This is a genomic window from Pseudomonas sp. TAA207, from assembly GCF_001529285.1.
Lineage (GTDB): Bacteria > Pseudomonadota > Gammaproteobacteria > Pseudomonadales > Pseudomonadaceae > Aquipseudomonas > Aquipseudomonas weihenstephanensis.
Genome location: NZ_LLWJ01000033.1, coordinates 1 through 10,984, shown reverse-complemented (window position 1 = coordinate 10,984; position 10,984 = coordinate 1). Strand labels below are relative to the sequence as shown.

9 protein-coding genes and 1 pseudogene are annotated in these 10,984 nt (G+C 54.0%); 1 reads left to right on the top strand and 9 read right to left on the bottom strand.

The window, feature by feature from the left end; all coding sequences use genetic code 11:
- Positions 1-173 precede the first annotated feature (173 nt).
- On the bottom strand, positions 174-668 hold the full coding sequence (locus AP059_RS00525; protein ID WP_059761414.1) for a hypothetical protein: 495 nt from the start codon (positions 666-668) through the stop codon (positions 174-176).
- A 7-nt stretch (positions 669-675) separates the two neighbouring features.
- The gene (locus AP059_RS00520; RefSeq protein ID WP_059761413.1) at positions 676-1,557 is read right to left on the bottom strand and encodes an RHS repeat domain-containing protein; all 882 of its coding nucleotides are present in this window, start codon (positions 1,555-1,557) and stop codon (positions 676-678) included.
- A gap of 87 nt (positions 1,558-1,644) precedes the next feature.
- Between AP059_RS00520 and AP059_RS22630 the strand changes: the two genes are divergently transcribed.
- Positions 1,645-1,986: a hypothetical protein gene (locus AP059_RS22630; RefSeq protein ID WP_156425768.1), complete on the top strand. Its 342-nt coding sequence runs from the start codon at positions 1,645-1,647 to the stop codon at positions 1,984-1,986.
- 247 nt (positions 1,987-2,233) lie between these two features.
- Here the strand turns inward: AP059_RS22630 and AP059_RS22965 are convergent, their stop codons facing one another.
- The 7 genes and pseudogenes from AP059_RS22965 to tssI all read right to left on the bottom strand — a co-directional run.
- Entirely contained in the window at positions 2,234-2,530 is a 297-nt protein-coding gene (locus tag AP059_RS22965; protein WP_371260573.1) for an HYD1 signature containing ADP-ribosyltransferase family protein, read from the bottom strand.
- 831 nt (positions 2,531-3,361) lie between these two features.
- Positions 3,362-3,961 (bottom strand): annotated as a pseudogene (locus AP059_RS00505) (RHS repeat-associated core domain-containing protein); the annotation flags it as partial.
- 168 nt (positions 3,962-4,129) lie between these two features.
- Positions 4,130-4,729 carry a hypothetical protein gene (locus AP059_RS00500; protein ID WP_059761409.1) on the bottom strand — a complete coding sequence of 200 codons (600 nt, stop codon included), beginning with the start codon at positions 4,727-4,729 and terminating at the stop codon, positions 4,130-4,132.
- On the bottom strand, positions 4,729-8,895 hold the full coding sequence (locus tag AP059_RS00495; protein WP_059761408.1) for an RHS repeat-associated core domain-containing protein: 4,167 nt from the start codon (positions 8,893-8,895) through the stop codon (positions 4,729-4,731). The genes AP059_RS00500 and AP059_RS00495 overlap by 1 nt, the downstream gene beginning before the upstream one ends.
- Positions 8,896-8,901: 6 nt before the next feature.
- Positions 8,902-9,363: a DcrB-related protein gene (locus tag AP059_RS00490; protein ID WP_059761407.1), complete on the bottom strand. Its 462-nt coding sequence runs from the start codon at positions 9,361-9,363 to the stop codon at positions 8,902-8,904.
- 37 nt (positions 9,364-9,400) lie between these two features.
- Positions 9,401-9,979, bottom strand: a complete 579-nt coding sequence (locus AP059_RS00485) for a DcrB-related protein (RefSeq protein ID WP_131811510.1) — start codon at positions 9,977-9,979, stop codon at positions 9,401-9,403.
- A 9-nt stretch (positions 9,980-9,988) separates the two neighbouring features.
- Positions 9,989-10,984, bottom strand: a 996-nt coding sequence (gene tssI, locus AP059_RS00480; RefSeq protein ID WP_120752300.1) for a type VI secretion system tip protein TssI/VgrG, incomplete at its 5' end; no start/stop codon positions are given.

Sequence of the window (10,984 nt, the reverse complement as noted above, 5' to 3'; positions counted from 1 at the left end):
GGATCGTCGAACAGGTCGTGGGTGTCGCGCTGCGGTTGCAGCACCCGTGACAGGTGTTCGGTGCCCCGGCGCGACGCGAATTGCCACTGCTTGCGCCCGCGCACGTCGTAACCAAAGCAACTGCTGAGGCTTTGATGTTTTCATTGCGGTGAGAAAGTAATGGCTCGAATATTTTAAGTGTTTTTCCATTCCATAACCCACGGATGATTGATAATCATCGGAGATAGTTTGGTCATTATTCTGATAAATGTGTCTTTTACGTTACTTAACATTTCCAGTAGTTCCGGGGTGTGAATTTTTTCGACCTCCGGGTCGGGGTTCCAGTTTGTATTGCTTGTGCAGGAAATTTTATATATGTCGTTGATGTCTGAATGGGAGAATTTTAGATACCTTTCGATTCCTTGTTCATAAAAATCTATGTTGGTGGGTTGCCTGATTTTAAGTGATTTCATTGTTTCGGGTAATTGTTCAAGGAATACTGCCAAGTCAGTCCCGGTGTCCACGGGCCAGCGATCCTGTCCGAATCCGGAAACATTAAAATCCACTTGATACTCTATGAAACGGCATACGTCTATTAAGATTGATCGAATATCATCGTCCTCCGTATTGTAGGTGCGAGGAGTAAAATCGCCGAAACAGCTATCTTTAATTAGTATTTCTATTTTCATTTCAAGGTTATTCCAGTATGGGGTAGGCAGTTCTAATTCCGCCGGGTTTGGGTACTACTATTGCCGCTCTTGCCGCAATGATATCCCCGTTCGGCGTGATAACTTGCCCAAGACCAGCGGGGATTTTTATTTTTGTTGGTTCACTAATTTTCATGTTGCCAATGATTTGGGAGGCTTGGTCATTGTTAAGCCATTGTCCTTGGTGGTTGCCAGTGCCGCGTGCACGGTCAAGTAGACGCTGGGTATTCTTGGGTCCAGCACCATGTTCACTGAATGTATGACCAAATTGTTTTACACTTTTCCAGTTAAATTTACCTGTCGAATCGCAGGTCAGTCCCCACGGATCAACCCACCCCGTAGGATTCACCGCATACTGATACAGGTTATCCCCACCCAACAACCCAATCGGATCCTGCGTGGTAAAGCGGCCTACCCCCGGATCGTAATAGCGAAACGTATTGTAGTGAAGCCCGGTCTCTGCATCGAAGTACTGCCCCTGAAAGCGCAGGTGCTGCTCGATGCTCTGCACCTCGAACCGTTCCACCTCGCCCCAGGCTTTGTAGCGGGCCTGCCAGACCAGGTCGCCCTGGGCACTCATCACCTCCAGCGGTGTGCCGATCTGATCGGTGTGGAAGTAGTAGAGGCTGGGGTTGCCACCCTCGGTACGATCCACCCGCGCCAGCGGCGCATAGCTGTCGGGTTCATAGATATACAGCTGCTGGCGGCCGCCGCAAGTCTCTTGCAGCATGCGCAAGCCTTGCCAGAGGAACTGCGTGGTGGTGAGTACCCCGTCGATCTCCACCTGCTTGTGCGTGCGCCGGCCCAGGGAATCGTACTGGTAGCGGGCCTCGTTCAGCAGGTTGCCATCACCGTAGCGCAGGGCATGCACCAGGCGGTTCTCGCTGTCGTATTCGAATAGTTGGCGTTGAGTTGCGCAGCGCCGCTCGACTACATTGCCCCAGGCGTCGTAGCGGTAGTGGTACTGCTGCCAGTGCCGCAGGCGGTTGTCCTTGATATGCCCGAAGCGGGTGCCGCGCGCGGGGTCGAGGCGGTTGCCGGCCGGGTCGGTCTCGAAGTGTTCGTTGTTCAGGTGTTCTTTTGTACTGCGGCTGAGCAGGTCGCCGGTTTTCAGGTAGCGGTAGACGCTGGCACCGCGCTGACGATCGCTGCTGCTGGCCAGTTCCCCGGCCTTGTCGTAGTGATACCGGCGCTGCAGGTAACTGCCGGGATCGTCGAACAGGTCGCCTATTCTTCCGGTTTTTGTTTAATTATTTCATTCATGTCCGATATGGTGATGTTAGTCTCAAGGGGAGGGTAGATAATGTTTTCAAAAAATTCGTAAAGTTTGCTGTTTAAGGTCTCATCACGCTCCGCACTCTCAACTAAAATTTTATGCGCGGAGCTTATTTTTTTGAAAACTTCGTTTTTTATAAAGTAGTGAAGTAGATTTAGTGAGAGTTGCTCGATGTTGTCAGGGTTGCTTGCTCCTAATTTGGCGAGCGAAACTCTAATTTTTTCGAGGTCTTCAATAATTACAATAGCTTGGTTGTTTTCAATTTGCATTGTTAGCACCTGCTAAAAAATTTCGCTTTCGATTTTTTTAGATCCATATCACCATCGATAACATATTCGGTGGCCTGTGTCAGAGGGTTTGACACTTTAGTGACTTTTGATGTGTTCATGTCGAACTCTACGTAGTTTCGTGCATCTTTCTTCGCTATACTGTATTTTTCAGCGGCGTCTGCCGTGCTAAGTGGTTTGCCCTTGGCTTTCTCTGCGAAAACTTTATTTTGATCGTATGCTCTAATTATACCGTCATTTTGTATACTCTTAATTCCTTGGTTGTTTGTGTAATTGCGCAGTCGGACAGTGCTTAAGCCCAGCGGATCAAATCACCCCGTAGGTTTAACAGCATACTGATACAGGTTAGCCCCACCCAGCAATCCAATCGGATCCTGCGTGGTAAAACGCCCCTCTCTCCCACTTGATTGTAATAGCGAACCGAGACCGAGTTTTTATAAGCAGGTATGCCCTGTCGGGTGCGGAGCTATATTTGCGTTGGTATAAGAGGGGCTGTCATTTAAAGAATAAAATTTCTGGTTATGCTCCTAAATTCATAATAATAGTCAGATATTATTTCAGAGGATAGGTCTGACTCGTAATTGCTAATGTGGAAGTTATCGTCGGGCATGAAGTGGGTAGATATAAGAAATAGGGTGTGCTCAAAGGTGGAGATAATTCCACTAAGTATTGTATTATATTGAGTGGTTTTTCCAGTGGCATGATATATAGTGCTTAGTTTTTTGCAGTTTTCTAATAAGCTATTTAGCTTTGTTTTGTTGAAGGTGCCCTCCTCATGCAGTTCAATAATAAAGGTGTTGGGGTTTTTAGAGGTTACTTCATCTAAAATGTATTTTTCTAGTTCTGTTGAGCTATCCACAAGATCTTCCTTTTATTGAATTTCCAGATTTATTGCCATTCAAATGGAAAACGGCTTTGTGAGATTTTTTTGAGTCATAAACTTCTATTTCATTAAGGTGCAGGGTGTCGAGGTGGAAAAAGTCACCTTTCTTAATTCCATCAAGATTCACCTTTTGAGTGATTTCAAATACGGAGGCGCCTTTCACGCGCATAGTGGTTTTTCTCACGGAACCTTGGACGGTTTTCCAGAACTCACTATCAAATAAAATATCATTTCCTGCCAGCCCCAACGGATCAACCCACCCCGTCGGATTCACCGCATACTGATACAGGTTATCCCCACCCAGCAACCCAATCGGATCCTGCGTGGTAAAGCGGCCCACACCAGGATCGTAATAGCGAAACGTATTGTAGTGAAGCCCGGTCTCTGCATCGAAGTACTGCCCCTGAAAGCGCAGGGGCTGCTCGATGCTCTGCACCTCGAACCGTTCTACCTCGCCCCAGGCCTTGTAGCGTGCCTGCCAGACCAGGTCGCCCTGGGCACTCGTTACCTCCAGCGGAGTGCCGATCTGGTCGGTGTGTAAGTAGTAGAGGCTGGGTTTACCCGCTTCAGTACGGTCCACCCGCGCCAGCGGTGCATAGCTGTCGGGTTCATAAATATAAAGTTGCTGGCGGCCGCCGCAGGTCTCTTGCAGCAGACGCAAGCCCTGCCAGAGGAACTGCGTGGTGGTGAGTGTCCCTTCGATCTCCACCTGCTTGTGCGTGCGCCTGCCCAGCGAGTCGTACTCGTACCGGGCCTCGTTCAGTAGCTTGTCTTCGCCGTAGCGCAGGGCATGCACCAAACCGTTCTCGTTGTCGAATTCGAACAGCTGGCGCTGGTTGGCGCTACGCCGCTTTCGTCATAGTCTATCTGTACACGGTGATCGCTTATAATTAAGCTAAGAATGGTCTGAAAAAGCCCCACCGCTAAAATGCAAGCCCAGGTAATACGTGGCCTCCAGACTGATGATCTCTAGAAAAATAGGCTTTTCAGAGTTTCCCTAATGGTTTTTTATGGATTTTAATAGCTCGTATTTTTTATTAAAATTTTCTTTGAAAAAGTCAATTCCAGACGACGAAAGTTTGTTTTCCTCATAGGCCCATCCTAGAAAATACTCTTCCAGATGGGCGTTGAGTTTCAGGTGTTTCGGAATTAGGCTCTCTATGTTTAGGCTGTTTTTACGCGCAGATCTGATTAATGTCTGTGCATTGATTTTTGCTGGTGTCTCTATCCAGTTTTCAAGAGAGCCAATTTTTTTAAGTAGTTTCTCATCTTTGAGGATTGAGGATATGGTGGCGCTTGGAACCAGTTCATTTATGCAAAAGAGATTAATGAATAGTACACGTTTTTTTTGTTGCCTTATTCTATTGACTGTCTTTATTAGTTCGGAGTGTGACTGTATTAAAAAAACGCTTGTAAAGTTGATAAAGAAGCTTGCGGCCGCATGTAGCATGGTTTTCTGGCCGTCAAGGTCAACCTCCAGTGCGTTTTCAAAGACGACCGAAAACCTTTCGTTGTCGCTCCATAAAGACTTCATTTTTTCGTGGTCACGGTAATACGGAAGCAGATTATTTAACAAGTATTCGAAGTCATTGGTCATTATACACATCCGATTTTTGCACCGCGGGCACCAGGCCTGAAAGGCCTACCACCTACTATACCGCCTCCTACTTTTCTAATGTAGTTGGCGATTCTTTTTTCTGCTTTTCGCATCGTGCCTATCACTGAACGATCCTTAAGCATGCCGGCAGAATTTTTATTTGGTTTTCCATGAAGAACAGTACCGTCAGCTTTGACCTTTCCAATGGATTTACCGTCTTCTTCAATATGAAAATGAATCGGATCGGCATGCTCTTTAACCAAGTCATCATAGTAGTGAACGATGCTAGTGTTGCCACTTGATGCGATAGTTCTTTTTGGTAAGCTGGGTTTTGCGTTCAGCCCCAGCGGATCAACCCACCCCGTCGGATTCACCGCATACTGATACAGGTTATCCCCACCCAACAACCCAATCGGATCCTGCGTGGTAAAGCGGCCCACCCCCGGATCGTAATAGCGAAACGTATTGTAGTGAAGCCCGGTCTCTGCGTCGAAGTACTGCCCCTGAAAGCGCAGGTGCTGCTCGATGCTCTGCACCTCGAACCGTTCCACTTCGCCCCAGACCTTGTAGCGGGCCTGCCAGACCAGATCCCCTTGGGATGTCGTGACCTCCAGCGGTGTGCCGATCTGGTCGGTGTGGAAGTAGTAGAGGCTGGGTTTGCCGCCGTCTGTGCGATCCACCCGCGCCAGCGGTGCATAGCTGTCGGGTTCATAAATATACAGCTGCTGGTGACCGCCGCAGGTCTCTTGCAGCAGGCGCAAGCCTTGCCAGAGGAACTGCGTGGTGGTGAGTACCCCGTCGATCTCCACCTGCTTGTGCGTGCGCCGGCCCAGGGAATCGTACTGGTAGCGGGCCTCGTTCAGCAGGTTGCCATCACCGTAGCGCAGGGCATGCACCAGGCGGTTCTCGCTGTCGTATTCGAATAGTTGGCGTTGAGTTGCGCAGCGCCGCTCGACTACATTGCCCCAGGCGTCGTAGCGGTAGTGGTACTGCTGCCAGTGCCGCAGGCGGTTGTCCTTGATATGCCCGAAGCGGGTGCCGCGCGCGGGGTCGAGGCGGTTGCCGGCCGGGTCGGTCTCGAAGTGTTCGTTGTTCAGGTGTTCTTTTGTACTGCGGCTGAGCAGGTCGCCGGTTTTCAGGTAGCGGTAGACGCTGGCACCGCGCTGACGATCGCTGCTGCTGGCCAGTTCCCCGGCCTTGTCGTAGTGATACCGGCGCTGCAGGTAACTGCCCGGATCGTCGAACAGGTCGTGGGTGTCGCGCTGCGGTTGCAGCACCCGTGACAGGTGTTCGGTGCCCCGGCGCGACGCGAATTGCCACTGCTTGCGCCCGCGCACGTCGTAACCAAAGCAACTGCTGAGGCGGCCCTGGCTGCGCAGGATTTCGCGGTGCAGCTCGTCGCGCTCGATGTCGCTGATCAGTTGGCCGTCGAAGTTGATCTGGTGCAGGTGCCCGCTACCGTAATACAGGTGGTTGAGGGCGCGGCCATCCGGCAGGGTCAGGGTGCTGAGGTTGTCTAACGGGTCATAGTGGTAACCCAGGGTGCCTTGCGGCCCGGCTTCTTCGATCAGGCGGCCCAGCCGATCGTAGCTGAAGCGCAGGATTTCAGGCTGCACACCTAGGCGTTTGCCCTGCTGGCTGGGCTGACGTGCGATGCTCAGCAGGCGATCGGCGTCATCGTAGTGGTAGTCGTGACGCGACTCGGCGGTGATCTTGCTGAGCAGGCGGCCGGCCGTGTCGCGTTCGAAGTCGGTGCGGCGCTGCGGGCGCTCGCCGCTGATGCCGTGGCCGGTTTCGTCGACGCAGAGCAGATGGCCGCTGGCGTTGTAGGTGAACTGGCGCTGCAACTGGTCGACGCGCAGCTCGCTGACCAGTCGGTCGGCGCTGTCGTAGTCAAACCGGTAGGTGGCGTTGTTTTCGTTGATCAAAGCCACCAAACGCTGGGCCTTGTCGTATTCATACTGCGTGCGCTGGCCTTCGGCGTTACGGCGTTGGGTAGGGAGGCCGCGGGCGTTTCGGTGCAAACGGGTGATATGGCCAGCCCCGTCAGTGTGCGCCATCACCTGGCCCAACGGGTTGTACTCGAAGCGTTCTACGCTGCCATCGGGGTGTTCGATACGCAACACTTCGCCTTGGGCGGTGCACTGAAACCGGGTGGTTTGGTGCAGGGCATCGGTGACGGCGATCATATGTTGGCGGTCGTCGTAGTCATAGGTGGTGACCTTGCCGGAGCAATCCTCATAGCGGGTGAGCTGGGCAAAGGCGTTCCAGCTCAGGGCCTTGGTTTTGTGCAGTGGGTCGGTAATGGTGTGGGGCAGGCCATCGTCGCCATTGGCGTACCGCGTGACCTGGCCCACGGCATCGGTTTCGCAGATCAAGTTGCCGGCACGGTCGTAGTCTGCTTGCCAGGTACCGCCGTCTGGTGCGCGGACCCGCGTGACCAATGGGGTGTTGAAGTGATAACGGTACTCGGTGGTGCGGTCGAGGGAATCGGTTTCGGCGATCAGCCGCGAGTATTCATCGTACTGAAAGGCCACGCACTGTTCGCCCGGCAGCGTCAGGCCGACCAAGTTGCCGCAGTCATCCAGATCGATCGTGTAGCGTTCGCCGCCGAAGTCCCGGCTGGCAGTAACCCGGCTGTCATGGTTATAGGTGACCTGAGCTTGGCGCTGCAAAACATCGGTGATGCGCGTAGTGCGGGCCTCCAGGTCATAAGTGAAGTGATAGTGCTCGCCATCGCTGGTCCAATGCTCGACCACACGCGGCTGGCCGCCGAGGTGTTGCCAGCGGTACTGGCAAGCCAAACCCAGCGCGTTGCGGTGAACGACCATCAGGCCGTCTTCGTAGACGAACTGGCGAACCATGTCGCCGTTGCGGTTGATAACCTGGTTGAGCTGCCCGTTGGCGTCGTAGCCATAACGCACGAGGGTTTCCACAGGCAGGTTGTCGACGACGCGCCTGACCTCGGTCAGGCGTCCCATCGGGTGCTCATAGTGCAAGTGCATGCGCCAACCGCCGCTGGCGGTTATGTCGGTGAGTTGGCCGATCTCGTTGTAGGTCAGCGCGATGTAGTGGCCCAGTGCGTTCTCGATGCGTAGCAGCGGGGCAGGGCTGCCGTCTTCGGTGATTTCACCGAAGTAGAAGAAGGTGTTGTCCAGGGTTTGCAGCAGGTAGTGGCCGCCCTGGCTGCGCACCAGGGTCAACCGTTCATGGGGGGAAAAGATGCGTTCGCCTGGCTCCAGCACGACAAAGGGGACGCTGCGGCCTTGGTTATCGCTGAGGTAGATGAATTCGCCGTTCTGGTGCAGGGACTGCTCCCATGGCAGCACCCAGCCGCGTCCCAGTACGCTATCCACGTTCAAGTCGCTGGCATAAAAGCGTGACCAGTGGATGGGCATCAGCCCCGGCAGAATGAAGTCGGTCTCATGTTCTTCGGGCAAGATCTTGCGACCGTTGGTGGCGTCGACGGGATTGCCGAAGATGGCCCCCACTGCTCGATCCAATGCAGGGCTGAGCACATAGTTCTCCAACACGCTCCCGGCGATGTATCCAGCCACGTAGCGTTTGATGCATGGTTTTGCTGCTTTCATGGCGGCCAGCAGGCTTCGCGGCGACATGGCTGGAATCTTTGCCCGCCCCAGCGACGCCAGTACCATCAACACGTCCACTACAACCCGCAGCCAACCAGGCACTTCATCGTTCACCGGCAGGTATTGTTCGCGTCCGCCGCCAATGAATACATTAGGCGAGCCGCCGTCGATGGTCGCTCCGCAGGTGGTTTTGTCACCCTTGCGCGCAGCGGGGAAGCTGTTGATGAATACGTTGGAGGATCCTTCGGCAACCAACGGATCGGTATGCTGGTCGCATGTCAGTTCGCTGTATTTGGCGATGGCTGCACGCTTGCCATTGATAAATACGTTGCGGGAGGTCGTAGTGATGTGCCCTGCCACCGAGCTGAAGTGTTTACCAATCGACTCCCCTAGGGAAGGCATCATGGGGCCGAGCGCGCCAAGCAGGCCTATCAGCAAACAGGCACCCAGGCCACCCGTACCGATGGCGATAGCGGCGAACGCTACCATCGCCAACCCGATAGCGGCCCCAATCAAAAAACCGGTCAATGCACTGGTGTGAACAATCTCATCGTCCCAACGAGCAGCCTCAAACATGCCGGGCTACTCCTGCGCGGAAGTGGTGGTAGTAAGCCCGGGTTTGGGTACAAAGCTGTTCAACAGCGTGAGCCAATCCGTGTTTTGTTGTGCGCTGAACTCGCCTGGGCGTGTTGTGGAAAACACCAGTACTCGCCCTGGCTGCACTTCGAAAGCAGCCTGGCGCTGGAAGAAGGCCTGACGGTCATTGAAGTAATAGGCGTCAACCTGTAAGCCAGGGAGCGGATGGGCTTGGGACAGTACTGCCGCCGAGCGGCCCAGCACCGTGTAACCCTTGTACTTGGCGCGGATCAGTTTGATCTGCCGTTCGAAGTAGGTACTCAGTTCTTCGCCGGGCAGCGTGTTGTCGCGTGAGAGGGTGATGCTCAGTGGAGCAGGGATGCTGCTCCCCAGGATAAACATGTTGAGGCTGCGATCTTCAAAGCCCTGAGGCAGGGTGATACGACCTTCCGGTAGTGGGTAGTCCATGACAAAACAATCCTGCGCAAATCAAGATGGGGAGGGGTTAAGCACTGGCCAATGTGTCGAGTAAGGCATCGAATTCGGGAAGCCAATCGGACAGCGCCTCATGGCGGCATCCGAATACGCAGCTGATACAGAACCACTGCCGGTGGGTGTGCCCGTTTACGGGGAGCAAGGCGCCGACACTGCGACCGTGCTTTTCTTCGTTCTCGCGTGTGAAGCGGTAGTCGAGCACCAAGGCGCGGGCGCCTGCCAATGTGCGTTCGCTGCGTCTCAAGATGTGGAGTTGTTTACAGTGGTGTTGAAGCTCTGCACATTCGGTGTCCATGGCGCGCTCCAGGGTATGGTTGTCCGGAACTGGGAGCCGTTGCAGGTTGATCGAGACTGGGTGACCTTGTTTGTACAGTGTGATTTCAGCGCGAGTAGGGGCGAGATGCTCCGGAAACGTCAGTTGCAACCCCGCCAGAATGAGGTGGCAGTGCTCGGGCTGCAGCTCGCTTGTTATGTCTTGCGCTGATGCAGCGATCTCGGGCGCAGGAGGCTCATCTGCCTCAACCGTCGGAACATTGTGTTCGGCCAAACGCCTCTCGCTGAGCCGGTCGTACAGGTTGCGTTGTCTCATCATGGCGCCTTAGGAATCCTGATTGATGTGAACGGTTTTGCCTTGCACTGTGGTGCCTTGGCTACCGTCAATGAGAATTGCATCTGCCTTGAGCGCAATGCTTTCAGGGGTCATGACAATGCAGCTGTTCCCCACCTGCAAGATCACCGTTGTCTTGCCATACAGGTGAATGCCTTGCTGGGTTGTAGTAAGGGTAAAGTCACCTTCCAACACTGTAATCGCAGCATCTTTCTTAACCGTTTCGGTGTGGCTGCCGCCTACGTTTGTGACACGGTTGTTGCCTACGCTGAGGCTTTCGTCATATTCAACCTCGGTGTCCATATTTCGCTCGGCGTGCACCGAAATGCGCTCACTGCCCTGCTTATCTTCAAACAACAGCGAGTTGGCATTGGCCCCGGAGCCCTTGGTCGATCGAGTGAGAAAGCCGCTCTGTGTCTTGTTGGCCGGCAAGCTCCAGGGCGGTGTGTTCTTGCTGTTGTAAACGCTGCCGGTGATCAGTGGGCGGTCGGGTTGGCCGTCCAGGAACGACACCACCACTTCATCGCCAACCCTGGGGATGTGGATGCTGCCGAAGCCACCGCTGGCTGAGGTTTGCGAGACGCGAACCCAGCAGGAACTCTCTTCTTTCTTGCGCTGACTGTTGGCGCCGCGTGACTCACGGTCCCAGTGGAAATGGACCTTCACCCTGCCCAGGTCATCCGTGAAGATCTCCTCACCGGGCGGGCCGACCACGATGGCCGTTTGCGGGCCGTGGACGGTGGGGCGAGGGGTCATTGGTTGCGCACGGAAAGGGATCTTCTTGCGGATGCAGGTGAAGTTATTCTCATAGCCGGCCTCACTGCCGGTCAGGTAATTGTTGCTGCCGTGATGGTTCACGGTAAGCAACTGAAACTGCCGGTCTTCTATCGTGTCGCGGTCATGCTCATGGTGCTGGGTTAGTTCAAAGGTGTAGCCAGGGCACATTGCCCGGCAGTTGCTGGCGCCACTGAATATTTTTCCTTGCAC

Bases quoted from the DNA above. Each gene is read 5' to 3' on its own strand.
- AP059_RS00485 (WP_131811510.1), bottom strand. From the start codon at position 9,979: ATGAGACAACGCAACCTGTACGACCGGCTCAGCGAGAGGCGTTTGGCC.
- AP059_RS00525 (WP_059761414.1), bottom strand. From the start codon at position 668: ATGAAAATAGAAATACTAATTAAAGATAGCTGTTTCGGCGATTTTACT.
- AP059_RS00500 (WP_059761409.1), bottom strand. From the start codon at position 4,729: ATGACCAATGACTTCGAATACTTGTTAAATAATCTGCTTCCGTATTAC.
- AP059_RS00495 (WP_059761408.1), bottom strand. From the start codon at position 8,895: ATGTTTGAGGCTGCTCGTTGGGACGATGAGATTGTTCACACCAGTGCA.
- AP059_RS00490 (WP_059761407.1), bottom strand. From the start codon at position 9,363: ATGGACTACCCACTACCGGAAGGTCGTATCACCCTGCCTCAGGGCTTT.